Here is a 25106-nt window from a genome sequence, read left to right on the forward strand (position 1 = left end):
GGTTATATTGTGCCGCAGAATAAGGTGATCCGCAACGTTGTCCCGAAAATAAGGAGTTATTCCAACTAAAAAAGATAATCTGGTTTAAATATGGATGAATTTAATTTTTTATCAATTTTTTTTGAGGCACTGAACGATATTACAATTAAATAAACGATATTATATTTAATAATCTATACATAGTTGTTTATTTGATGAATAAGCAAAGCCTAAAGAAAAATGACTCAAAAAACGTTTCTCATATTTTATTATCTGCTGTTCACCTGTCTATCACTGGAGGCACAGCATATCAGAAAATATAATAAGCTCACACAAGAAAATGGCCTTCTCTCAAATCGGGTAACCGCAATTTCTGAAGATCCTATTGGCCGTATCTGGATCGGAACGAGCGATGGCATTAACCTATATGATGGCGCCCACGTCATGGACAATCCAAAGTCCATTAGTGACTCAATCTTTCAACCGGGTAAAATCATCGAAATTAAATCATTCAAACAGCAAATGATCATTGCTGCGGATAATGGCATATATGGATATGATTTCAGCACCAACAAATATAGACTATTGATCAAAACCGAATTGCATAATACGTCGAAAGCCTTGGCCTTGACGATAGATGGCGTTGTAATACTATGCAACAATACGTTATATAAATGGGCTGAACAAAAGATTACTGTGCTCAATAAAAATGTATATTTTAATAGGATTCAGGTGGATAATCAAGGTAATCTGTGGGGAGCTACTTTCACCACAGTTGCCAAATGTGACAAAAAAGGAAATGTTTTAGCCAGTTTTAATTTCGCGGAAAGCTATGACAGGGATGTCCTGATTACCTCTCTGTACTGTGATAGTAAAAATCTGACTTGGGTAGGAACTAAAAGGCATGGTATCCTGCGCTTCGATCCCATCCAAAATAAATTTAAGGCACAGCTACCGCAGCCCACACAGATCCAAAATGTATGTAGTATTGCCGAAGACGCAGAGGGAAGACTCTGGATAGGACACAACAAAGGCGTGGCCGTATTTGACTATATCAACCAGTATACAGCGTATCGGATGTTAATAGAGAATTTTGACAATGAGCTTAATTCAACTGTCTGTGCGATCTACAAAAGTAAGCTCGATGACATGATATTGGGGACTTATTTTAATGGAGCATTCTGTCTTTCAAAAAATGACTCTTGGCTAGATTTTTTACACGTCACCAATCCGGAAAGAGCCCGTGGAATTGTGATCAACAATATACTCATGTCGTCTAAAAAGCAGCTTTGGGTGGCAACCAACGCCATCGGGATAAATGTATACAATGGGCAATCGCAGATAATAAAAAGGTTCAATCAGAAAAACAGCAACATCAGTGATAATATCATATCACTGGAAGAAGATGCGCAGGGCAATATTTGGGCTGGGTCAGAATCAAACGGTCTGTACTGCCTAGCTGATCAAGGCAACAAAATCAGGCATTACCAATATGATAAGAACAAAGCATCATCGCTGCCAAATAATAGAATATTCTCCATACGAAACTTCAACCAGGATTATCTACTTGTGGGGACAGATGGTTTTGTAAGCATATATGATCGCCATAAAGATAATTTTACAACCCTACTTAAAACGACCTCGACGATCAATGACATCGCTGTAAAAAATAATTTAGTATGGATTTGCTGCCTCGATGAGATCTTATGTTATGACTGGAGCAAAAAGACAACTAAAATATATAAGAAAGAACTTGAGAAGGGAAATAGGGTACAATTCCTTTCCATGCTCCTTGATGGAGAAAATGTTCTTTTGGGAACAAAGCAAAACTATCTTTATTTTATTGATAGCAATGGTCATCTACTGCCTTATCCCGGTAGAGGGAAAATAAATATTCAAATACATGGTATCAAGAAAGACAATTCGAAGCGGTATTGGCTATCAACAACAAGTGGCTTATATTGTATTGATACCGACCGGTCCATTAAAAACTTCAATGTCAGTTGGGGTTTAAACACGTCTTGGTTTAACGAGCGTTCCGCCTACTATTACAATGATACCTTATATTTTGGATCTGTTGACGGAATATGTTTTTTTAAGGCGCCACAGCTTGACCCACTTCCTGCACATAAACCTTTACTCTACTTTTCTGATTTTAAAATATTTAATATCAGCCAACTCAGAAACAAAAAGTATTTTGAAAAAGGTATTGATCACACGGATGAGATCGTGCTGCCTTATGATCAAAATATGATTTCGATTGAGGTGAACCAAGTAAATTTCGATCCGCAAAGCCGCGAAAACTATCGCATATATTATACTTTAAAAGACATTGACAAGCGTTGGTATGAACTTTCGAAAGCTTCAGGAACAATAACTTTTACTTCCTTAAAATCAAAAAATTACGAACTCCATGTTAAGTTAGTAGATCTGAACAATAACATCATCGCAACAAAAAAATTGCTGATCAAAATCAAACCCCATTTCCTGCTGAGCAATATTATGCTCTGTGTATATGGAGCATTGCTGATTGTAGCCCTCATCCTATTTAGAAAGTTCTTAAAAAGACGGCATTTGAAAATCTTGAAGATAAAACTGGCTGAAGTAGAAAAGTCTAAATTAGAGGAACTGAATAAAAGTAAGCTTGATTTTTTCACCTACATGTCCCATGAACTCAAGACTCCCTTAGCCATTATTATGGCGATACAGGAAGACCTTTTTTCCAATCATAAGATTGAAAACATCAAGGAATATGAAATCTCCCAAAAAAATGTTAAACGGCTTACGTTCTTGATAAGTCAATTAATGGAATTTAGGGAGATTGAAAGCAGTAATTTGCCATTAAATACCATTAATGGGGATCTGATCACATTTTGTCAAAATATCTTTTCGATGTTTGCGCCTTTATTTGACCGTAAAAACATTGCATATCGATTTGAACACCCAGCGTCAGAAGTAAATGTCGACCTCGATTTTGACAAACTGGAAAAAATAATCAGCAACCTGCTGAGCAATGCGTTCAAAAACTGTGAGGTGGGTGGCCAGATAGCTCTTGTACTATGCGTTTCAAAAGATACCAATGAAGTTGTTATTCATGTGAGCAATACGGGCAGCTATATACCACAAGATCAGATCGAAAAAATATTTGAACCTTATTTCAGGCAAAAGTCAAGCGGCAATTATTATGACAATAATGGCATTGGACTCGCTTTAGTTGTAGGACTCACAAAGCGTATAAACGCACAGATTGATGTGAAGAGCAGTATAGAAGCTGGAACACAATTTACGCTTACAATACCGGTGGATAATTTTGAATCAAAGCTTCCAGATGACCCAGATCTCGAATTGCATGCAACAATGGAGCTCATAGACGACGTGATCTACACGGATAACAGCCAGATAAGATCTGATGTTCCGCCGGAAAGCAATACACATAAAATTCTTTTGGTGGAAGATCACACTGATCTGGCAGAACTATTTAAAAATAAACTACTGGAATCCTACCATGTCGTCATTGCTCACAATGGACAAGAAGCTTTGGAATACATTAGAAATAATCCGATCGACATGGTGATCAGCGATATTATGATGCCTATCATGGATGGATATGAATTGTGCAAGCATTTGAAAAGCAATCCGAAGACCAAACATATTCCGGTAATCTTAATGACTTCTTATGACACCATTGCCAATAAAATTAAAAGTTATGAACTAGCTGCTAATGGTTATATCAATAAACCGTTCAGCACACAGGAGCTATTGGCTAAAATGGGTAGTTTATTAAAAAATAAAGCTACTTTACGCCACTACTACAGTCAGGCTGAACCATTGCGTATCAAAGAAGAAGCAAACTCACAGGAAGAGACATTTATTTTAAAAGTGCAGGAAATTATCGTTAGAAACATTGCGGAAAATAATTTTTCAGTCCCTCAACTCGCTCAAGAGATGCGAATCAGTAGAACCCAACTGTATCTTTTGCTGAAGAAGATAACAGATCTCACTCCCACTGATTTCATTATCAAAGTTAAGCTTGATTATGCTAAAACACTACTAAAAGATCCATCTTTTAGTATTTCTGAAATTGCATATAAGTTAGGCTATTCCAATGCAAACTATTTTAGCAAGCAGTTTAAGGATTTCTTTGGTATAACGCCAAGTCACTATAGAAAGGCTAAATAGTCACTATCCATTTCAATCCTGACGATTGAAATGGATAGCAAAAATGCTTATTGATATGCAATTTCTGGATTCCAGTATGTAGTGTCCCAGCCTGAATTGGAACGCTGATCCACACGAAAGGATAATTCGTCGCCAAAAGTGACAGGTACATTAATGTCATGCCAAAATCCAGTAGTATTATTATAAACGACAGTCTGCCAACTGCTGGATGGCCAAATCATCACATTATTTTTCCAAATGCTTACGTTTACACCATCCCCGCCCCCGGTATCATTTTTACGAACCAATCCGGTAATTTTTACGGTACCCGATTTTGGCGCATTCCAAACAAGTATCGGCTGGCTATTATCGGGATGAATATAGATGTTACCGCTACCGTTCCATATGGCGTCATAGCTACCCGAACCGCGCCAATGATTGGATCCGTCCGGATTCCAGCTCATCAAACTTGTTCCTATTCCAGCCTGCCAGTATTTATAGTACCACCTGCGGGTTCCCTGTACCGACGAAAAATCGGTCGATGCATTATATACATCGCTATTAACTGTACCCGATGGACTGATAATCTTAACCGAATTCGCATACTGATTCAGCGTCAGATGACTATCCTTAAAATCTTTAACATAGTTACCGTTAATCTTAACATTCTCCAGTGTCACTCCTTCAATACGATGGCTGTCATTCCAACCGATTAATTTGATTTCGTTACTACCGCCAGATGTGGATGTAATATTCTTATAAAGTATGTTTGTCATTGCTCCGGGCCAATTCCAGTTTCCAGTCAACGAACCAAAATAAAATGTTTCATCCATCTGAACATTTATTAGTCTTTTTGCTCTTTCTACACGGATATCTTCAAAGGTTATGTCATTAAAATAGGTGCCATGTAAGGCAAAAATATTGATAGCGGAACGATCAGGGAGAACATCCGGATGATTTTTGTCATCGTAATTATATAGGATATCTATATTTTGAAACTTAATATTCTGAAAATAGGCTGCGCGTGTCTCAGCACCGATACCGATTGTGTTATTTGCATCAGCCCATAATTGTGCATTTTTGTAGATTATATTATAAACGGGCAGTGAATTTGCGGGAATTTGATCCGACATTCCTTTGATGGCGACTGCATCATCTGCAGAGTGGATAAAAGATTTATCAAAAGTAATATCGTGACTACTGTTGATATTAAATCCATCGGAACTAGCAAAATATGGGCTGACAGCTTTATAATTAGTTACATTGACGAATGAACAATTGTGCATGGCGGCAGTCCAGCTTCCTATGTTTCGATTGACAATGATATCTTTTACTGTGGAGTTGTTTACTGTCCCCAAAGCCAGGGCAATATCATCCGTGGGACTATTGTAATCATTGAGCAGAATGCCCCTACCCCTTATTGTCACATTTGACGCATTATCTATTTTTACCCTTCCTCTGATAACGGCTCCGCCGCCGATATATAAGGTTTTTCCGGAACTTAAGGTTAATGGCGGCTGTGCGCTCAAATCGTAATATCCCGGACCATAATACAGTACATTGGGGTCTGTCGCAGATGGAATATCAGCTTCGGGCTCCTGCGCAAATAAATGTAGCACCTTTCCTTGGTAATCGTTGTCCAATACAAGTGATATATTGGTCGGCTGAGAGAGACTGAAAGTAATCGTGTTGCCGGATCTCACTCCCGTGATACCCAATGATGAAGGCACTAATTTGAAGCTGCTGAATCCGCTTGAGGGCGTAATCGATATCGATACAGTACCGCTGAAATCAAAGTAACCATAACTAACACTATTTCCCCAGCCGTTATTTCCGGCGTTATATAGGCCGACTGGATTTCCACTTGCACTAACTGTAAAGGCCGTTGACTTGTACTGATTTGGCAGGCCACTTGGCAAAGGATAGGTTGATACTGCTGCGCTTAAACTGGCACTGGTGCTGTGGCTTTCTGATTTCAGAAAGGCCGCATCTTCTTTTGAAGCTGTTATTTTGTTGCATGCAACAAAACATAGCCATACGAATGACAAAATAAATAATTTCATAGTTGATCTATAAGTGGTTAACTACCAAGCAAGATAGAAATCATCTAAAAAAACTGCACCGAGTTAATCAATTATTGAACGAAAGTGTACCACTTTAAACTATAATAGTAATATTATAAAATGGATGAAGACAAAAAATAAGGTTTCCCCTTGAGGTGGAAGTTTATACTTTAGCAATGGAAACTTCCCCAAAAATATGGTTACAGCTGCAGCTCTAAAACTAACGGTGACAACAGGTAAGTTTCGTCCGAAATACCATCCTCATTTTCCGCCGGAACAGGTGGTCACTTTATTCCGAAATCAGGTGGTCAATATCGGCGAAATCTCCACGCAGGTACTGCAGATGGGAATCGCCTGCGGCTCGGCAACGACGATGGCGGAAGGAACTGACCTATTCGCTAAAAAAGATGTGGATCGACAGTTTTCGGAAATAAAAAAAAGTAAAAAGTAAAGATTTTGCCTTACAAAACGGCGCACGCTCTCGTGCGCCTTAATTCCCACCCATCATTTCCGCTTGCCCCATTTGGCCAGTAGCCTACTCGTTGCGAAACTGACCAATGTCCCCAATGCAGCTGTAAGGGCTGTTTGCAATACATCACCCAGCGAGATACTGGCCCAGATGGAGCAGATGGTACCACCGCTGACCGAGACGCGGATATCATTCAATTTCATCCCTAGCACTCCTCTCAGCCTTAGTTTCGGCAGTGCCGTCTTCTTCATTTAAATCAGCCCCGATGGAGGTTTTCCGTCTTTCACCTCCGGTTGCGATTTAGCATCATCCAATACTGTCTCCATGATCCCCAGCCCCAGGGTAAGGTATTTCAAAACATTGCCTACCTTTTCCGGTAGTTTAACAGGAGCCGCCAGCACCAGCTGCAGCACCTATCCTATTTTGTTAAAGATTTTTTTCATTTCTTTTACACTAAATAGGCAGGATTATGGCCATATGCTATATTCCTTCGTGCAATTGCTACTAACAACTATCCCGGCCTCCTCCATACTTCCTTTATTCGTACAATAAAGGAAGACAAAGAATTGAAAGCATGGCATACCGACTGCCAAGATGACTATAGTATAAATCATTGTCTGAGCGTAGCGAGTTTAATTTATGCCGTCAGCTTGCGAAGAAGATGACACAAAGGAATGCAGTTACCAATTCATGTCCTCCTAAATTGCTATCGAATACTCAAATACACTTCATCCCCCATATCCCACAGGCTATACACCAGCACTTTAAGCTTTGCCAATGCATTGCCGCTGTAATCGCCTCTGTCTTCACCTGTGAGCTTTGTCTCTGGAGCGATACAACCTTGCAGTTCATCCAGTGCGCTATTAGCCGCATGAATAAGAATACCTTCACGGTTGAGTACATGCGGGATACCGATCTGCTCCACATGCCACTGATAGCGGATTTTTTCGAGCTTATATTGACCGATCGGAATACAGCTGATCCGCTGGATGTTGTTGCTATCTGGCAGTTTGATGGTATGGCAGATATGCTCGCCATTAAAGGTGATCGTTCCATTTGTTCCCTCAGCCCCGTATTTCCGTACGAGCTTGAGGGTGTGCTTGGTTTTCATAGGCTTACGGTTGGATCACTTGAACAAAGGTCAACGCATTGTATATACCGTTGGATAAAAAGTAGTATCCGCCATTGACGAATTGAAATAACTTGTAGAAGGCAAGATCGGGGATCTTTCCTTCAAATTTCACTAAACTTACTTGTCTTGCCATGATTGTCTATAATTGGATTACGAAACAAAGGTGCATAGACAAAAATCAGGGCTTGTCCAGAATGGGCTGATGTGGGCTTACTTGTATCCAAATGGGGTTAAATGGGATTATTTGTCTGTTTTAAATATAAATAACATTATCTATCTTTAGGTTAATATTAAGCAGTGTTGTCTGTGCGTAAGACCATTCTTCCCGGAAATCAAGTTGCCAATTTAAAAGATTTTTTTCTTTTAATGAGCTTTTATCCCAATATCCTTTAGCAATACAACAATTCGGTTAATAGCAGTCCGATACGATCTGAGCGCTGTCCAAATATGTCTGTATTTCCACCTGTAAAAGTTCCTGACATGCCAGAGAAATCTCTTCCAAAACATCTTTTTGCATAGCCAGCGAACCACAGATCATTATAGTACCTTTATCTTGCAAAACCTGTGTCACCAGACCAGATTGTTGCCTAATAAGGTCTGTAACGTATAGCTTTTCTTCAGCTCGGGAAAAAGCCAAATATTGCCCTGAAAGTTTGCCGCTCTGCAAGTAGTAATCCATTTCCTGTTTCAAAAAATTGTCATATACATCTTTTTGCCTTGAACCATAAAACAGATGAACAGGAACTCGTCTGTTCGCATTTATCATTCCTCTAAAAGGTGCAATGCCCGTTCCGTTAGCTATCATGATTACTGGGCGTTTATTATCAGGAAAATGAAATTTAGGATTTTCCATTATCCTGGCCTTAACTGAATTGCCTAAAACTGTATTTTTAAGGAAAGTACTTCCTAGTCCGCCAGGAAATTCACGAACTACTAATTCTATAGCATCGCCTATCCTGCTAACAGAATAGAAACGTTCCCTATTATCGTCGGCAGGATAAATGGATAAAAGGTCACCGCTTGTAAAGTTGACATTAGTATCTGGCTTGATGCGGACCCTGAACAATTGTTCATCTTCGGAAAAATACCTATCAATAAATACAAAGGTTCTTAATTGTTTGGGTTTGACAGAAAATAGAGCTGGAGATGCTATTAATGGCAAGGAATAGTAGTTTACTAGTGCTTTTATCCATTCACAGAACTCTTCGACATTATTATCGTTTACTTTGTACAGCGGCATTGGCATATCAGCCCAGCTTTGCTCTTTCAGAGCTCTGAATATCCGTTCAGAATAACCGCAAAAATCGGCGTAATCCGTCGACCCTAGGCCAACTATCGAAACATTTATTTGCTGTCCCTGCGGAATTTTCTGTAGCCTATTTAAAAAACGGGAAGCACTTGAAGGAGCATCACCTTCTCCATATGTGGATGTAAGCACCATAAGATACTTGGCTTTTGGATATTCCGTATAGTCATTCAGATCGGCCAAATAGGATTTTAAACCTCTATTTGCCAATTGGTTCATTAATTCCTTCGCAAAGACACGGGTGCCACCAGTTTCAGAACCAACCAATAAAATGAATTCCGCATCTGCACCAGTATTGGGATTGTCAGACATGTCTATACCTACGGATGTCATCTTGTTTTTTAAAATAACACCGAACAAGATATAGAATAAAAGTCCCAACGCCCCAATTAGGAATATAATAGGCCCAGTTTTGTCAATGGGGCCACCTATCTGTAATAGCGAAATAGGGATAGCAAGCAATCTTTCCAGAGATATAGTTGCAATGCTATCGATGTGTATAACAGCCATAACTGTTTCAATCATTATATTTTAGAATTTTATTATCTATTCGTCTTCTTATCAAAAAATCAGAAACAACAAAGGAATGATAATGCCGATAACGAATTCAATACCCCGGATACCGAAGAAACCGCGGTCGCCTTTGTTCATAATCAACCCCGTGATGATGACGATGATGATACTGATGGCAAATGCATCGGAAAAATACTTCCAGTATGTACCTGGATTATAGTGCAGAAAAGATAATTGGAAGAAAAACGGGCGTCTTTTTATCCCTAGATATTCCACCTGCCCGTTTACGGTATTAACGCTAAAGGAGGATCCGGTAGAAAGGAACACTTTAAGTGTTTGGGGATTGGGATAAAAATGTTTTTTGTAATGTTGGTCTTCGGACACGGGTTTCAGCAGGTTTACGATTTCGTCTTTAGTAAAATTTGCACTGCGCGGAAATTGTCCTTCAGCTTTGTACTGTTGGACGGAAACGTCATACTGGGGGTTAAAAATGCTTTGGTGGTTCATTGCAATCCCGGAAACAACGTAAATGAAAAGCACTCCTGAAAAAAAGAAGGATAAGTGACCATGTAGATTGCGGCTGTACTTGCGTAAAATATTACCCCAGGTTGGATTGTTAATTATTTCTTTAGCCATATATTGGTAATTTCAGATATAAACATATTGTGATGGGACATCGGTGCATTTTTGTACATATCGGCAATTTTATAGGACGGAACTGTCTTATTATAGTCTAAATCCTGTATCATTATATTTTTACATTCAATAATCATCCTTGCTTCCTTATAGGATATTAGTCCGGAAGGCGTCTTTATCGGTGTAAGACCTGCTTCTTTCACTTTGTCGTTAGACTTTCCTGATTTACTACCTAAAATGTGTAATGCTCCTCGGTATTTTTCTGGGAAGACAGCCAATGTGTAGCCACTCTCCTGTTGTAAAAACTGATAAGTATATCTGCTGCTGTTTATGAAAGTAAAAACAACTGGTTTTTCCCATATAAAACCTAGTCCCCCCCAGCTGATCACCATGCTGTTAAATGCATTTTCTTTGCCTGCCGTAACCACCATCCATTGCTCACTGACAAGCTCGATAGCATTGTCAGGTAGATCTTTTGGGTCAATGTGATCGTACTGTGACTGCCATCCAGTATTTTGCGTGATGTTGTGCGTTTTCTTGACAGGTGGCTTTGGATCATTACTACAACCTGATAATGCCAGGACTAATGGTAAAAATCCCCAGAGCCACTTTATGCTTGTTGTTTTCATCTTTTATGGGCTAAACCCCTCTATAGTAGTTATTTAAATTGTTTACATAGAAATGCTGGATACGAAATTATCCGCATACACTGTTTTTTTATCTGTACCTTAAGTGTTTTTTTTAATTTTTTAAAAAAAAGGAAACATCTCCTCTTATTAATCTCTGTATAGTTGGACACCATACTTTTTTTGCAGTAAAAATTAAGGCGAATTTTTAAAGTTGTCTTTTATTTTAAGCATGACATTGTAGAAAATATGGTATAAAAAATAATCACAAGACCTTATCAATATTGTTTTGCTAATACATCCATTTCCGGCTTCCTCCATGTTCAATAAATTTAGATTTGAACCCTGCACACTGCAAGTAATAATATCCTCATTTGAAACAATAGCTACATCTGTATTTTTCGCAATTATTTGGATATTTAAGTCATATTCTATATATGTTGAAGGTGTAATTTGCTAATGAAGCGATTGATATCAATTGCCTTAGCCATTGGATTTCCGGAAGTAAATAAATTGGTAATAATATGGATTATCTTAAACAAGAGTACCAAAATCATACTCAAAATTAATTAACCCATATTATGTGATTTGAATATTATTTTTGATTCTACTTTATGCTAATTCAAAATCGATTGGCGCTTCAGGATCAAAAGCTAGCGCATTTAAAAGGTCTTTTTTCTATTAAAGAATTTAATTCTTACCTGACAACTCAATTGACTCTCCAATATCTAAGAGCAGCAATTCCTTGCCTTTTTCGGAAAATAATCGTTTTGATTCTTCATGATTGATCTCAATAAAAGGATTTGTATCAAAATGATAACCCAAAATCCTATCACAATCTAAAAAGTCGGAGGCTATTACTGCATCTTCAACATCCATTGTAAAATTACTGCCAATGGGTAGAATTGCCAGGTCCAATTTGGTACGCAGCGGAATCAATTTCATATCATAAGTCAAAGCGGTATCTCCCGCTATATAAATATTTCCATCTTCAGTATCTATGACGAACCCACCCGGATTTCCGCCGTGGGTACCGTCCGCAAAACTGCTGGAGTGGATTGAATTGACGTATCTTACTTTACCAAAATCAAAGTTCCAGCTTCCGCCGTGATTCATAAAATGATACCTAAATCCTCTTTTCTCATAATATGTCGTGATCTCGGGATTTGAAACGATCACGGCATCGGTATTTTTAGCAATGGCTTCAACATCCAAAACGTGATCAAAATGAGCGTGCGTCAACAATATATAATCCGCTTTGAGTTTTGTGATATCGATTTTAGAGGCTAGTGGATTCCCTGTTATAAAGGGATCGACAATGATATGTTTTCCTCCCACTTCAATTCCCAATGAAGCGTGTCCGTAAAATGTTATTTTCATTTTTTATTTGATTCTATTCTTTATCTTACCCCAGTCTATGAGTGTGATGATTACTTTTTTTAAAGTATTTCCGTAATCTGTCAATTCATATTGTACAGCAATAGGTCGCGAACCTAAAATTCTCCTGGTAATAAGCTGGTTAATTTCCAGTTCTTTCAGCTCCTTGCTCAGCATCTTGGCAGATATCCCACTGACATCTCTTTCTATACTCGAGAAATTTCTTTGACCATTACATAATATAGAATAGAGAATACGCAGCCTCCACTTGCCGTTCAATAACGTTACGCAGTTTTGCAATGACGTCATATCAATTTCAAACTTCTCTATTCCAACAGATTTACCGGTCATAACAGTTCATTAAGAATGATTATTAGTTCTTAACTATTATAAGATTCCCAGTCGATATTTTTTTCTGCCCATTGTTTTGCAGAGGTTGTCTCAATCCCATTTTTGAAATTAAATGTCTTATCAAAATCCCAGGATACTCCACGACCTGCGCCGAAAATTGAACGGTATTTTTTAACAAAATTAGTGGGGTCATTTTGAAGGTCATTCTGTAATTCATTGACATCAGAAAGTATACGTTCGTACTTTTGTCCCGATAATGATTCTGCGATATCTCCCAACTGTCCATAGGTTAAAGTGTCTCCACCTATGTAAACGATCGTATCTTCAAAAAGCGGCTCTGAAAAAAATATTTCGGCTGTTAGCATTCCGATATCTTCGGGTGTGGTTACAGTAACAACGGCATCCCAGCCACCGATCGCATTGACCACTTTTTTCTCCAGGTCCAATACACCGAAGAACGGTTCAAACAGATAACTTGTAAACATACCGGTCGAAATAATCACCCATTTTGTCTTGTTCTGCGAACGAAGAAGTTCACGTACATCAAGCTGTTCATCAAAAAGATCCTGTGCACTGCCTCTTCCGATGATTTCAAAGTCAACTCCAAACTGCCATGGAAAATACCTTTCAACACCTGCCTCTAAAACTGCATTGGCCAATTTTAGCTGAAAACCACCTGCGCCACTTCCATAGCCTGTACATGAAATAATGGCATCGAAGTTTTTGAATATTGAAACTAATTCAGACGAAGGAGCTGACAGATCTCCTGAAAGCAATTGAACATCGAGTGCCTTGATTTCGTCAATATTCTTTTTCTTATCAGGATCTTCAGAATGGATCGTTGCTTCTCTCAGCAGTACGGTAACTGTAACGTTATGGTAGCTTTTAGCCTTTTTTGCTATATTTCTGATGACCGGCATTCCTAATTCGCCTGCCCCCAAAATTAAAATTGATGTATTTTTCATTTTAAAAAATTTAAAGATCGCAATTGAAATCCTTTCGTTCTGGTTTCAATTACTTTGTTTCCTTCTACAAATTTAAATCGTTAAAATCTGGAAAACAATAAGGTACACTGAGGTAAGCAAGTTACCTCGAGGTTAGTATTTTGATTGATAGCAACATTAATTTCAACTATTTTTTTTCAAATAATAATAGTCTTTAAAATTCTCCCTATTCCATATTTTCTCATCAGAATCACATATCTTTAAGAAATATTTTTATTTAAACTAAGAAAAAATGAAAGAATTGATGTCAGATGAAGAAATCGTAGAAGCTTGGGACGACATTTGTAAAGTTCTGAATAAAGATCAGGACGAACTTAAACGAGATGTATTGAACCACGTTGGCAACAAATGGTCACTTTTTGTCATACACGCTCTGGGAATAGATGGCAAAATGCGTTTTTCAAATCTACAGAATCATATTAACGGCATCAGTCAAAAAATGTTGACAAAATGCCTCCGCGAATTAGAAAGGGACGGATTGGTTTCAAGAAGTATCTATCCCGAAGTACCCCCGAGAGTCGAATATGAACTCACCGCCTTAGGCAGAGGTTTATTAGTCCAGGTAACGCCCCTTTGGTTGTGGATTGCCGATAATATCAATGCATTTAATGAGGCAAGATCTAATTTTCTAAATGATAGTATCATTTGACGTCTTGTGTTTTGAAAAAAGCTCGCTTTAACATTTCCACATTGTAAACTTTTTTTTTGAAGTAGATTTTGTTATAATCAGTTCACAAGCTTGTTATTTACCCCCTAATAAACACTTACGTTACAAGACACCTTAAGGCTTTCGCAATCTCGGCGGAACTAAGATACAGGTTTTAAAAATTTCATTCAGACACCTATTGTCAATTATGAATAAAATATTGAAAAAATCAATTCTTCAGCCAATAAATGAAGCACTTAAAAATTGCTTAGAAACCCAATTGAGTTTCTAAGCAATTTTTATTACTGAAGAATAAATCTCTCCCTTCAGAAAGCTATCCATTCAGGAAGTGATTCAAATAGCTTATTATGAAATAATTACATGAGGATGTAATAAAAATAAATCGTTTTGAAACGTTTGAATTCTTCCGATTAAAATATTATTCTGAAATTTATAAAAGCGATATAATTATCCATTTGTAAGACGTCGATTTAAAATTTCTTGACTTTTATTAAAAAGAGAAAATATCGTCAATATTGCAAAAATGAAAGGAAAAATTGAAAGATGCCATATAGCGGCTATAACCAAACTATGAACAGTATAAAACCAATTTATTAAAATTAAAAAAATAAAAATCAGAAGCTTTCAACAACAGATCCGTCAGTCAGTGAAATTGCCTATGAATTAGATTTTGAACATGCACAATCCCTAAGTCGGATCATCAAAGCTAAAACCAAATTTTCGCCATCAGAATTTTGACGACTATTTAATTAAGTAGTGCCTTACTTTCTGTACTATAGATGAACTTTTTTTTCGAAGATAATTCTCTCCTTACAAAAGAACAGATGTATTCGAAAAGAAACAAAATGCATAACGACGCCTAAAATCAGATAGGTCTGAATAAGCTTTCAAGCTAATCTTTATTGAGAAAAATCTCTATCAACAAGCATCGGAAAACTCCGAAAAACAAAGGGGCCTCCTTAAATCAAAGGAAACCCCAATGCAACTATAACAGTAAAATTAGTTCTTTTGGTTAGCGAATACTGGACTAAATATAAATAATCTAATTAATAAAAATAATTGCAAACTGCTTCTATCGCTGATTTTTACTTCTCAATTATTTTCCACAATGATTCCACGGGCACAGTATTTTTAACGACCATCTGTACACTTGGATTCATATCGCTATGTAACAACATATTTGTATTAGATACCGTCCCTACAACATTACCGTAAATATCCAAAACCGGACCTCCACTTGACCCTGTAGCATAATCAGCGGAAATAGCCATCATTTCCCGGTATATTCGATTGTTGGGTTCTCCGGTCTGCTCCATATATTTATTATTTATAAAGCCCTGTGAAAAATAGTAATGCATACCCTTAGGGTGCCCGAGCACGTAAACCTGATCTCCTATCTCCGCACGTTGTGCTAAAGGTAAAGCAGGTAACTCGTCCCCTTTAGTGTCTAGCTGCAAAATAGCAAGATCGTCTATTTTCGAGGAAGCTAGTATTGATATCACATTATAAGTTTTTCCGTCAGACAGGCGCACAAAGAAACCCTTGGGTTTGTTGCCATCTTTCATAAAAGCATAGGTAGCCATCACGTGATAATTTGTGACAACGATACCTTTAGAATCAATGACATAACCGGAAGATTCGCTAAGATGGACCTTATCACATTTTGGACATAGATATGCGCATCCCGTAATTACAGTGGCTTGTTTAGCTAATTTGTAAAGGTCATTAGCCTTTAACACTCGCTTGGATGGTTTTATTCCATTAATTTTAACGATACTTCCTCGTTGTTTCAATTGGTTTTGTGCCAAATTGATATTTAGGGTTCCGTCGGAGGCAAGTAACGAATCTACTGAATGTTCATATGCCGTTAAGATCTTTACGTCATTTGTAAAAACTTGGGCTTTTCCTTTTCCGACCGTAATACCGGAAGACACAATAATCGCAACCAAATATTTTCCAATTTTTATTTTAAGCATATCATATATTCTATTGATTCTCCGCGCAGCAACTACGCGGAGGTGTATTTATTTGATGTTATCCGCATATCCTTGATAATGTGACGATTCCTTTTTCAGGCGGTCGGACTGATCCTGAAAATATCCTTTGATGGCAGCATGTTGTTCAGGTGTGGCTTTCTTGAGCTTCTCCGAAAGAATACTATCTAAGATTCCTTTGAAAACATCGTCTGAGCGCAATCTCGCTATGTATCGCTTATAGTAACGGATCATTCCATCCAAGTCGTTATTCGCGACATACAGTGCTATCCTGCACATGTGATGTTCAGGCACATTCGGATCTAGCTTTAATAAAGAAATAGTATAGGCTATTTCCTCCACTTCTTTGGCCGTGTAAAATACATTGTAACGGGCACCATTTTCATTGGCTATACTATACATATCTTTCCGGACTTTATCAAAGATGATCCTATTGATAACTTCTGAGCCCATTGCCTGGTCTATTCGTGCCTTCTCTAACATCAACTTTCTGAAAAATGGACTTCCAAATTTGGCTGTTCCCAGAGCAAGCTCAAGATAATTTTTACTAAAGCGCTCAAAGTCCTGGGAATTTTCGAATAATTCATCCAGTACTGGACCAGGATCTTTGGAATTTTGGTACAACGCCAACGCATAGGGCATTCCGGTACTCATCCCCTTTTTTTCCTCGTAAGCAGCCTTTAGACCTGGAAGGGAATTCTTAGGATCAAGGGCAGTAGTCACCTTCTCAATAAATTCATCGGCTGTAGATTTACCGACTACCCTATTAATCTCTTGTCCTTTGGAGTTGAGCAGAAGAAAAGTCGGATATGCTTTTACATTATACTTCTTAGCGATCTCCTTTCCCTCCCCTTTCTCCATATCAAATTTTATGGATATAAATTTAGGATTGAAATAATCTCCAGCAACCTTTTTAGGAAACTCCATCGATGACATTTCGATACAAGGAATACACCAAGACGTATAACAATCGACTAAAATTAGCTTAGGTTCAGCGGGATTTCCTGCCTTTGAAATGGCATCATTTAATGTAATATGCTCAAAATTAATCCCCTGTGCCAATACTGTCACTCTCCATAATAAACAGAAAGTGAATAAAACGGCGATACAAATTTTATTCATTATAAATTTTTAAGATATTTTAAAGTTTTGACTCAATAAGTGTTTTTAATTTAGGATCTGAAGGTCTCGGAGCATTGAAGTTAACTGTTTTACCATTTTTATCAAACACAATATATCTAGGGACTTCAGCAACTTCGTAGTCTTGAATGAAACGGGGCTCACTGTTTGAAAACAACTGTATACCAGATAATTGCTTTTGTTTGACCATATTCTGCCATTTTGCCTTATCAGTATCGATAGATAAACTAATAAAAACAACATCTTTACCTTCGAATTGCTTCTCTAAATTTTCTAATGCCGGAATTTCAGCAAGACAAGGGGCACACCAAGTTGCCCAGAGATCCAGCAAAACAACCTTTCCTAGGTTTTCAGAAAGACTACGCACCTTTCCATTGATGTCAGGGTATGAAAAATCAATCCAAGATCCACCAGGAACCTGTAAATAGGCACGACGTAACAACAATGCTAATTCCTTCTTCTGCTTATCATCCATCATATATTTACTGTTTCCCTCCAAAAATTTAACGAGACTCTGCGTCGCTCCACGCTGAGCGTGCGCTAAAACAAATTTGGCGCGCAGCTGGTTATCAGTAATTTCAGATACTAGCATCTCAGAGGCAATCCCCTGTTCAGTATTATAAAGAATATGCTTAACAAAGCTAAAATTCGCCATATAATTATATGCCAAAGGCAAAGACCATAGATTTGCGTCTGCAAATTTTTCTCCTTTGATCAGTTCTGCTATCTGAGCCGGATATTCGTTTTTTGTTTTAAATGTAAGGCCTGAAACCAATGGCATTAGAAGATCAAACTTATAACTGTAAGGAAGTAAGTACCTAACCTGTTGATCGAAACTATTGTTGCCCGTGTGAATATTTTTCACAAAATTTTGCACGGGCTTTTCTAGTGAATCCAGTAGGGTAATGTAGCGATCAGTAGATAGTGTATAACCTTTTTTTGTATAACCATAATTTCTTAAGGGTGCAATGAGTTTATACCAATCCGCAAAAACTTTATTTTCTTTGCTCACATTGCCCGAGTAATTTACTTTGCCATCTCCAGCTTCAACAGACAATTTTTCGCCTTGGCGTACATAAACAGGATACTGCTCATCAAAAACACCGACGTAACGGATCACATTTAGGTCAGCTGGTTTCAACTCTGTCTGAAAAGTGTGATCTGATTTTGATTTTAACATCTCTTCCACTATCATCAGACCACCGTCATCCGGTCTGGAAAAAAAAACCCGGTCGACATCTGCACCATTCGGTAACATTTTTTGGAATTTCCCCTTAATTGTTGCGGTCTGTGCAGACAACGATGTTGACATTGCAACAGTTAGCATTAACATCAGTATATTTCTCATTTTATCTATTTGTTTGTTAATTTCAAAAATTGTTTAGCTTTCGCTTTATTAAAAATTATTTCCCTATTGAGTTTTTAATTCAATTTGCGCTAAGATCTGGCGCATGATCATATACTTATCCATAATGCGCTGGTTATCTCCATATTTCTGTTTAAACTGTGCCTCCGTATTTACTACAACTGCCTCGAGGTACATACATACGTCCATCCAAGTTGACATCGGCGTATAATAGGCATTACGTGGATCGGTAGCCAAATACCCTATGGCTTGTGTCGTAATTGGAACGCCGGCGGGAAGACCTTTCACATAGGTGTTCAATGAATATATATAAAGGCTATAGGCATCCCGGTCGGGCACATATTTTCTTGATACTGCATAAAATTTATCCAGCAAATTGTCGAATCTGCTATCCAATATTGTATTGGTCAATATCGCCCTTAAAATTGCTCCTTTATAATTTGCCCGCGTCACCGCGTCCATATTACGAATTTTAGATACCTGCGCGATAACTACAGTATTGAATCCTTTAAAGGCATAGGACCCAAAAGCGTTGCTCGTCATATTTTCAACCAAAAGAATGCTTGGTATATGAACTCCCTTGGGTAACATGGGAATAATCTCTTCTCTCAAAAAGGTAAGTGCGTCACCCACGTCCGCTTTATTGCAATATGAAAATGACTGCACCAGAGGCGGGGCCCCACTCTGGATGCCTCCCAAAGAATAACTCATGGACAATTTTTCGTAATAAGTGTACTCCTTGCCGAAAACATCTGTTCGCTGTTGGGAACCAAGGGTATCATTTGCAAAAACCGGTATTCCTGTTTCTTTGTAGAAAAGGTATCTTGCATGGGTTGAAGCATCATCGGTATCATCCTCCACCACCAACCAATTTTTATCATAGTCATGAAAAACGGTAGTCTCCTCTTTGCTACATGACACTGTCAAGGCTAGGACAATTAAAAGGGTCATAAAAAATTTATTTTTCATAAAGACGGAATTATAAGGGTTTGACTGTGCGAGCAGAACGAACAGGATTTGTCAAGTCGCCACGGTTAAACTCAATTGCATAATTAGGGATTGGCACCTGCCAACATGCAGGGTCTTTTTCAACAGATTGGAGTACAAAATATCCTACGCGCGTATGCGTATCGGATTGTGCATCGTAGTTGTATGTCGGGTGTTTTATGGTAAATGATTCTGCGAGCGGATACCTGGTGTTAACAGCATATCGTCTTAGATCAAACCAACGATGGCCCTCAAAACACAGTTCACGACGTCGTTCTTTGCGTATATATTCAACCAGCGCCGCATTGGACTGTGGTAAGGTGCCGGCAGCAGCAATTTTTAACCGCTTTTGACGAAGGCTTTGCAGCTCATTTCGTGCCTGTGCATCTAAGCCGAGCATTGCCATAGCTTCGGCCCGGTTTAAGAGAACTTCAGCTGCACGGAAAGAAAAAAGACAAGAGACCTGTTCTGGATCATTATTTGTTCTCCAAGTACGATATTTGGCCGGCAACCAAGCTTTATTTTTTGCAGAACGCATAAAAAAAGCCGTTGGTCTCAAATCATCGGACTCGAAGCTTTCCATCAGGTTATCTGAACTTTTGAATGCCGATGCACGACGGTCATTGCCACCATATGCAGCGACTGAATCATTCATAAATACCGTAGGAATCACATTTGGACCCATGGTAAATACTGTCTCACTGGAACTACGTGCACTGAAATTGGTGTTTTGCACGTATTGATTTAGATCAGAGACAATATATCCCATCAACTCGAAGCCATCCAGTACAGCCAATGCTTTTGCGTACTCTTCCGTATAAAGATACACCCGGCTCTGTAATATTTTTACGGCCGCAATTCCAACCTGCAATTTGGAAACAGGGTTATAGTTGCCAAAGTAGTTTGCTGCCTGATCGAGATCTGCTACAATCTGTCTATAAATAGTTTCATTCTTGTCGCGTTTAAAATAACGGTCTTCAACCTTTTCACTGATCTTCAACGGAATACCATCGTCTGATGCTGCAGTCGACTTGTGATAAGGCGAGCCATAAGTATTTTGTAACAAGAAATAATAATATGCTCTTAAAAAATAAGCTTCTCCGCGAAGATGCTTTAGATCGTTATCTTCAGGAGTTTTTTCAGCTATATTTGCGGCCTGAAATAGGATGGCATTCAGAGCGCCAATTCGTTTGTACAATTTTCGCCAAAAGACATCTGTCCATTCCATATTAAGAATATTACGTGCAGGCTCCTGACTCCAGTTGTGAAAACCAGATAACATATAAAATGGAGTTGATTGGTCTGTCGCTACATTATTAACCAGAAAAGGCTCACTATCGTCATCCATAACGTGTAACCACGGAGCCGTGATGCCGGTTTCCGAAGTCAATGTGCCCATGGTTGCCTGATTATAGATAGAAAATGTAACGTTATTTATATAGGCTTCGCCGATCATGAGACTTTTGAGATCTGCTGTCGTCTCAACATACTTTTGATCTGTTGCATATTCTTCCAAAAATTTACCACAGGACGTTGTGAGGTAAACCAGTGGTAATAATAAATAAATATATTTCATATTAAGCTCGGGTTAAAATGATACATACAGGCTTCCTGAAAATGTAGGCCTTACTGAAAGATTAATATTGGGTGTAGATCCGGATTGTGTGGGATCTTGTCCTTTGAGTTTTTTATTGCTCAACATAAATAGATTGGTGCCGGTAATACTGACATAAGCAGAATTGAGACCAAGTTTTCGAGTCACATTTTCCGAGAAATTGTATCGAAATGACGCCGATTGTAGTTTAAGGTGATCTGCGCTGACCAGCCGTACATCCGAATTATCGTACATTTCATACAAATTTCCTCCCAGACGATATGCTGTAGCTGGAGACATTTCCCACCAGGACATATTTAAGCTGTTTGAAGCCTGCAGACCAGGTATATCGGTATAGGCTTCGTCCCCGGATTTGCGCCATCTTCTGACAAATTCTTTGCGCATATTCTGTTGCGGATAGACATTTGTCGATGCATATCCCGAAGCAATTTTCATTAAACGGATTTTATTACCTAATGAATAGGACAGATTGAAAGAAAATCCAAAGTTTCGCCAGCCAAAATAATTCGATAGTCCCCCTTGGATAAATGGTTCACGACGTCCTGACTCACTCATCACTTCAAGGTAAACATCTTCTTTTTCCATTTGGGAATATTTCTCCTGATAAGCAGTCGCCTGTTCAGCCTCTGTGCCGTAAAAAATAGGAGATCCATCCACTGCACTCAGACCTTTGAACTTATACGAATAGAACGTATTGATAGGTTTGTCTGCCAATTGTACGGTTCCATTCAAAAAATTATTATAAGTCAGATTGTCTATCAGCACATTATTTCTATTATTGATCGCCCGGTTTAAAACTTTGTTCAGTACCTGGCCCAACTGTGGATCAAAACGCCAAACGAAACCGCGTCGGGATTTGTTCAAACCGGCATTGTCGATAGCAGTAATGCTCAATGCCACCTCCACACCTTTATTTTCGAGTGTCCCACTATTGATAATATAAGACTGTACCCCATTGATCTCAGACACAGTTTTATTCAGGAAAGCATCTTTAGTTTTCTTGTAAAAATAAGATACTGTTCCTTTGACTTTGTTTCCAAAAAGAGCGAAATCAAGACCAACATTTGAAGAAGAGGTACGCTCCCATTTCAAATCTGGATTTGGATAATTCACAATATTGGAAAAGGTCGAATTATAAAACGGATCGGTATTTAAGGATTGCCGGATGATCATGTAAGCAGATTGTCCAGGAAGCATATTTCCCTGCCATCCCCAAGAAGCCTTCATGGCAAGATCATTTACCCAATTTACTTTATCGAAGAGATCTTCTTTCATATTCCATCTACCGGAGAGTGCCCAGATCGGCATAAATTTATTGTTGGAGCGTCTACCGAACAAGTTTGACTGTTCACCCCGGACATGTACATTTAATATATAACGGTCGCTCCAAGAGTAGCCGGCTGTTCCGTACCAGGCAACCTCGTTTGTCAATTGCCTACCATAATATCCCAATGCTGCTTTACTTGTCATCCACTGTTGGTAATATGCTGTATAATCAGTAGGTACAATATCAAAATATCCACCCATCTCCCGAAAATATCCTCTCCGGGTGATATTAAATTCATTGTATTCATTTGACTTAACCTCTATTCCTGAAGTAGCCGATATAGAATGTTTTTTGTCCTCTCCAAGAGATGTGAGATAATTGGCCTGTAGGCGTGCGGTATAATTGTTATTGCGCGATTCACTTCGCTGCAGTTCACCACCCACCGGGCTAAGATCACTACGTAAGGATTTATCACCGCGCAGCTTATGGATATAGTAAGTGTCTTTGGTATAATACAATTCTCTGTTATTACTACTTATGCCATATGCAAAAGTACCTTCTACATCTAACCCGCGAAATATTTTATACTTAAGTAAAGCTTTGATGTTCGCAGAAATCAGATCGGTCCCATCACCACTATTTTCCTGTTCTTTCAATATATTGTAATCATAGAACAGGGAGCCATCAGTCCTCGGATAAAAAAATAGACTCCCATCGGGACTATAGGCCGGTACTGTTCTGCTTGTATTATATGCATAGTTCATAACACCCAAATCCGATGGGGAATATTGCTTTTTTGAATAATTGCCATTAAAGGAAATCTGAGCCATGAACTTTTTGTAATCTGCCGTGAGGTTCATCATTGCGGAGTATCGTTTTCCTCCCTCGCCTTTAATCACGCCGCGTTCATCTTGATAGCCGATCGATGAATAATACTTAACATCCTGAGCACCTCCGGAAAGACTAAGCGTATGATTCTGTGAATAAGAGTCCTTGGTGAGCAATCCAAGCCAGTCTGTATTTACGTTGGCATAATAGTCACTCTGTTTTTTGAACTCAGGATAATCAATCAGCCCTTTGTAATAATCCTGTAGTGCCTTTTCATACCCCGCCCATTGGGTTACATTATTATACTGCATGCCGCGCTCGATCATCTCGCGGGACACATCCATACGCTCCTGTGAATTCATCATATAGATATTTCTATCCGAATAACGAGGTCGTCTGGTGTAGGTCGCAGTAGTGGAATAACTGATTGTCGGCTTTCCCGGCTTTCCCTTCTTTGTAGTAATAACAATAACACCATTTCCTGCCTTCGCGCCATATAAAGCTGTAGCCGATGCATCTTTAAGCACATCAATCTGTTCGATATCCTCTGGATTCAATCCTGCAATGGCATTACCTAGCAAATTAACAAAATCAAGATCATTGATCTGCTGAGGGTCCACATTTACGGGATCTGTCAAAACGATTCCGTCCAAGACCCATAGGGGCTCCCGGTTACCTAAAATTGTTGATGTACCGCGGATCCGCAATTTTGGTGCAGCTCCCACTTGCCCCGAGTTTTGCATAAAAATCATTCCCGGAACGCGGCCTTCAAGTAACTTGTCAATCGTGTTGATCCCAGGAGTAATGATGTCATCCATCTTTATGGTTGTCACAGCACTGGTCAGATGCCTTTTATCAATTTTCTGATAGCCTGTATTTACAACAACATTCACCTCATCCAGCGTGGAAGCTGTCATTTTTAAAGCCACTGTTCTGGCGCGTTGTGCGTTTACCTCCAACTTGCCATAGCCCAAATGATGTATTTCAAGAATAGCGTCTGCGTACTGGGCTGGAATGACAAAGTTGCCCAATCCATCGGTTCTTGTAGAGAAAGCCTCACCTTTAACCTTTATAGTAGCTCCTACTAATGGATTACCTGATTCATTGGTCACATGTCCGCTAATAGGGGTTTGTAATAACACCGACGTTGTTCGATTAGAAGCTGATGGACTTTGATCAAAAATAATGATCATATTATCTTTAATCTCATAAGTCAAAGGCTGCTGAGCAAATAGTTTTTTAAGCGTATTTGTTAAAGTTTCGTTGACTACTCTTAATGTGACTGGCTTGGTTTTTTTTAGAATCTGATCATTATAGGAGAAGTCGTATTTCGTTTGTTTAGTTATCGTTTCTGTTGCTTCTACAAATGATGCATTTTTTAAATTTAATGAAACAGTCTGCGCACATAAAACACTTAGTGCACTCACCAATATGACGAATATAAGGAGTAACCTTGTGAGGAATTTAGAGAAAGTATATGGAATGGCTAGTTGATCGTACCTATTTGGCAATACACAGCTCCCCTTACCCTTGTGTAAAAGGAAATAATTCATAATTTTGTAATGATTAGATAGTTTGATAGTTGTTTGAATATCGTCAGATATCGGATCTTGTGTTGATGGTGTCCC

Annotated in this window: 20 protein-coding genes and 1 pseudogene; 4 read left to right on the forward strand and 17 right to left on the reverse strand. The window is 38.6% G+C overall.

Annotation, left to right across the window (positions count from 1 at the left end; all coding sequences use genetic code 11):
• Positions 1-219 precede the first annotated feature (219 nt).
• Positions 220-4158 carry a response regulator gene (locus tag HMAT_RS08005; protein ID WP_104382220.1) on the forward strand — a complete coding sequence of 1313 codons (3939 nt, stop codon included), beginning with the start codon at positions 220-222 and terminating at the stop codon, positions 4156-4158.
• A gap of 47 nt (positions 4159-4205) precedes the next feature.
• On the opposite strand, the gene HMAT_RS08010 is transcribed toward HMAT_RS08005, so the two are convergent.
• Entirely contained in the window at positions 4206-6200 is a 1995-nt protein-coding gene (locus tag HMAT_RS08010; RefSeq protein WP_104382221.1) for a glycosyl hydrolase family 28 protein, read from the reverse strand.
• A 196-nt stretch (positions 6201-6396) separates the two neighbouring features.
• On the opposite strand from HMAT_RS08010, the gene HMAT_RS08015 reads away from it, so the two are divergent.
• Positions 6397-6651 carry a hypothetical protein gene (locus HMAT_RS08015; protein WP_104382222.1) on the forward strand — a complete coding sequence of 85 codons (255 nt, stop codon included), beginning with the start codon at positions 6397-6399 and terminating at the stop codon, positions 6649-6651.
• Positions 6652-6704: 53 nt separating this feature from the next.
• Here the strand turns inward: HMAT_RS08015 and HMAT_RS08020 are convergent, their stop codons facing one another.
• The 10 genes from HMAT_RS08020 to HMAT_RS08055 all read right to left on the reverse strand — a co-directional run bounded on the left by HMAT_RS08020 (position 6705) and on the right by HMAT_RS08055 (position 13575).
• Complete coding sequence (locus HMAT_RS08020; RefSeq protein WP_104382223.1) at positions 6705-6920, reverse strand: hypothetical protein; 216 nt, start codon at positions 6918-6920, stop codon at positions 6705-6707.
• The gene (locus HMAT_RS27015; protein WP_158655668.1) at positions 6921-7082 is read right to left on the reverse strand and encodes a hypothetical protein; all 162 of its coding nucleotides are present in this window, start codon (positions 7080-7082) and stop codon (positions 6921-6923) included.
• Between the two features lie 293 nt (positions 7083-7375).
• Positions 7376-7780: a DUF5675 family protein gene (locus tag HMAT_RS08025; protein ID WP_104382224.1), complete on the reverse strand. Its 405-nt coding sequence runs from the start codon at positions 7778-7780 to the stop codon at positions 7376-7378.
• Between the two features lie 4 nt (positions 7781-7784).
• Positions 7785-7934 (reverse strand): hypothetical protein, encoded by a 150-nt coding sequence (locus HMAT_RS27020; protein WP_158655669.1) that lies wholly within the window; start codon positions 7932-7934, stop codon positions 7785-7787.
• Between the two features lie 276 nt (positions 7935-8210).
• Positions 8211-9632 (reverse strand): NADPH cytochrome P450 oxidoreductase family protein, encoded by a 1422-nt coding sequence (locus tag HMAT_RS08030; RefSeq protein ID WP_104382225.1) that lies wholly within the window; start codon positions 9630-9632, stop codon positions 8211-8213.
• Between the two features lie 36 nt (positions 9633-9668).
• On the reverse strand, positions 9669-10256 hold the full coding sequence (locus HMAT_RS08035; protein WP_104382226.1) for a PepSY-associated TM helix domain-containing protein: 588 nt from the start codon (positions 10254-10256) through the stop codon (positions 9669-9671).
• The gene (locus HMAT_RS08040; protein WP_104382227.1) at positions 10241-10885 is read right to left on the reverse strand and encodes a flavin reductase; all 645 of its coding nucleotides are present in this window, start codon (positions 10883-10885) and stop codon (positions 10241-10243) included. The genes HMAT_RS08035 and HMAT_RS08040 overlap by 16 nt, the downstream gene beginning before the upstream one ends.
• Positions 10886-11572: 687 nt before the next feature.
• Complete coding sequence (locus HMAT_RS08045; protein ID WP_104382228.1) at positions 11573-12262, reverse strand: metal-dependent hydrolase; 690 nt, start codon at positions 12260-12262, stop codon at positions 11573-11575.
• Positions 12263-12265: 3 nt separating this feature from the next.
• The gene (locus HMAT_RS08050) at positions 12266-12610 is read right to left on the reverse strand and encodes a helix-turn-helix domain-containing protein (protein WP_233789142.1); all 345 of its coding nucleotides are present in this window, start codon (positions 12608-12610) and stop codon (positions 12266-12268) included.
• A gap of 29 nt (positions 12611-12639) precedes the next feature.
• Positions 12640-13575 (reverse strand): aromatic alcohol reductase, encoded by a 936-nt coding sequence (locus tag HMAT_RS08055; protein WP_104382229.1) that lies wholly within the window; start codon positions 13573-13575, stop codon positions 12640-12642.
• Between the two features lie 271 nt (positions 13576-13846).
• Between HMAT_RS08055 and HMAT_RS08060 the strand changes: the two genes are divergently transcribed.
• Both HMAT_RS08060 and HMAT_RS27405 read left to right on the forward strand, forming a co-directional pair.
• Positions 13847-14263, forward strand: a complete 417-nt coding sequence (locus tag HMAT_RS08060; protein WP_104382230.1) for a helix-turn-helix domain-containing protein — start codon at positions 13847-13849, stop codon at positions 14261-14263.
• Between the two features lie 633 nt (positions 14264-14896).
• Positions 14897-15019 (forward strand): annotated as a pseudogene (locus HMAT_RS27405) (AraC family transcriptional regulator); the annotation flags it as partial.
• Positions 15020-15366: 347 nt separating this feature from the next.
• Here the strand turns inward: HMAT_RS27405 and HMAT_RS08070 are convergent.
• The 6 genes from HMAT_RS08070 to HMAT_RS08095 all read right to left on the reverse strand — a co-directional run bounded on the left by HMAT_RS08070 (position 15367) and on the right by HMAT_RS08095 (position 25031).
• Complete coding sequence (locus tag HMAT_RS08070; RefSeq protein WP_104382231.1) at positions 15367-16257, reverse strand: serine protease; 891 nt, start codon at positions 16255-16257, stop codon at positions 15367-15369.
• 48 nt (positions 16258-16305) lie between these two features.
• Entirely contained in the window at positions 16306-17397 is a 1092-nt protein-coding gene (locus tag HMAT_RS08075; protein WP_104382232.1) for a thioredoxin family protein, read from the reverse strand.
• Between the two features lie 19 nt (positions 17398-17416).
• A complete protein-coding gene (locus HMAT_RS08080; RefSeq protein WP_104382233.1) occupies positions 17417-18763 on the reverse strand; it encodes a TlpA disulfide reductase family protein in 1347 nt (448 codons plus the stop codon).
• Positions 18764-18826: 63 nt separating this feature from the next.
• Positions 18827-19750, reverse strand: coding sequence for a hypothetical protein (locus HMAT_RS08085; RefSeq protein ID WP_104382234.1), 924 nt, complete (start codon positions 19748-19750; stop codon positions 18827-18829).
• A 10-nt stretch (positions 19751-19760) separates the two neighbouring features.
• Positions 19761-21344 carry a RagB/SusD family nutrient uptake outer membrane protein gene (locus tag HMAT_RS08090; protein ID WP_104382235.1) on the reverse strand — a complete coding sequence of 528 codons (1584 nt, stop codon included), beginning with the start codon at positions 21342-21344 and terminating at the stop codon, positions 19761-19763.
• A gap of 12 nt (positions 21345-21356) precedes the next feature.
• Positions 21357-25031 carry a SusC/RagA family TonB-linked outer membrane protein gene (locus HMAT_RS08095; protein ID WP_104382236.1) on the reverse strand — a complete coding sequence of 1225 codons (3675 nt, stop codon included), beginning with the start codon at positions 25029-25031 and terminating at the stop codon, positions 21357-21359.
• Positions 25032-25106 lie beyond the last annotated feature (75 nt).

Origin of the sequence: Sphingobacterium sp. HMA12 (genome assembly GCF_002933815.1) — a bacterium.
Classification (GTDB): domain Bacteria; phylum Bacteroidota; class Bacteroidia; order Sphingobacteriales; family Sphingobacteriaceae; genus Sphingobacterium.

Coding starts and splice junctions, on each gene's coding strand:
- HMAT_RS08020 (WP_104382223.1), bottom strand. CDS start 6,920: ATGAAGAAGACGGCACTGCCGAAACTAAGGCTGAGAGGAGTGCTAGGG.
- HMAT_RS08070 (WP_104382231.1), bottom strand. CDS start 16,257: ATGCTTAAAATAAAAATTGGAAAATATTTGGTTGCGATTATTGTGTCT.
- HMAT_RS08050 (WP_233789142.1), bottom strand. CDS start 12,610: ATGACCGGTAAATCTGTTGGAATAGAGAAGTTTGAAATTGATATGACG.
- HMAT_RS08015 (WP_104382222.1), top strand. CDS start 6,397: ATGGTTACAGCTGCAGCTCTAAAACTAACGGTGACAACAGGTAAGTTT.
- HMAT_RS08045 (WP_104382228.1), bottom strand. CDS start 12,262: ATGAAAATAACATTTTACGGACACGCTTCATTGGGAATTGAAGTGGGA.
- HMAT_RS08035 (WP_104382226.1), bottom strand. CDS start 10,256: ATGGCTAAAGAAATAATTAACAATCCAACCTGGGGTAATATTTTACGC.
- HMAT_RS08005 (WP_104382220.1), top strand. CDS start 220: ATGACTCAAAAAACGTTTCTCATATTTTATTATCTGCTGTTCACCTGT.
- HMAT_RS08075 (WP_104382232.1), bottom strand. CDS start 17,397: ATGAATAAAATTTGTATCGCCGTTTTATTCACTTTCTGTTTATTATGG.
- HMAT_RS08095 (WP_104382236.1), bottom strand. CDS start 25,031: ATGAATTATTTCCTTTTACACAAGGGTAAGGGGAGCTGTGTATTGCCA.
- HMAT_RS08080 (WP_104382233.1), bottom strand. CDS start 18,763: ATGAGAAATATACTGATGTTAATGCTAACTGTTGCAATGTCAACATCG.
- HMAT_RS27020 (WP_158655669.1), bottom strand. CDS start 7,934: ATGGCAAGACAAGTAAGTTTAGTGAAATTTGAAGGAAAGATCCCCGAT.
- HMAT_RS08010 (WP_104382221.1), bottom strand. CDS start 6,200: ATGAAATTATTTATTTTGTCATTCGTATGGCTATGTTTTGTTGCATGC.
- HMAT_RS08040 (WP_104382227.1), bottom strand. CDS start 10,885: ATGAAAACAACAAGCATAAAGTGGCTCTGGGGATTTTTACCATTAGTC.
- HMAT_RS08055 (WP_104382229.1), bottom strand. CDS start 13,575: ATGAAAAATACATCAATTTTAATTTTGGGGGCAGGCGAATTAGGAATG.
- HMAT_RS08060 (WP_104382230.1), top strand. CDS start 13,847: ATGAAAGAATTGATGTCAGATGAAGAAATCGTAGAAGCTTGGGACGAC.
- HMAT_RS08090 (WP_104382235.1), bottom strand. CDS start 21,344: ATGAAATATATTTATTTATTATTACCACTGGTTTACCTCACAACGTCC.
- HMAT_RS08025 (WP_104382224.1), bottom strand. CDS start 7,780: ATGAAAACCAAGCACACCCTCAAGCTCGTACGGAAATACGGGGCTGAG.
- HMAT_RS08030 (WP_104382225.1), bottom strand. CDS start 9,632: ATGATTGAAACAGTTATGGCTGTTATACACATCGATAGCATTGCAACT.
- HMAT_RS08085 (WP_104382234.1), bottom strand. CDS start 19,750: ATGAAAAATAAATTTTTTATGACCCTTTTAATTGTCCTAGCCTTGACA.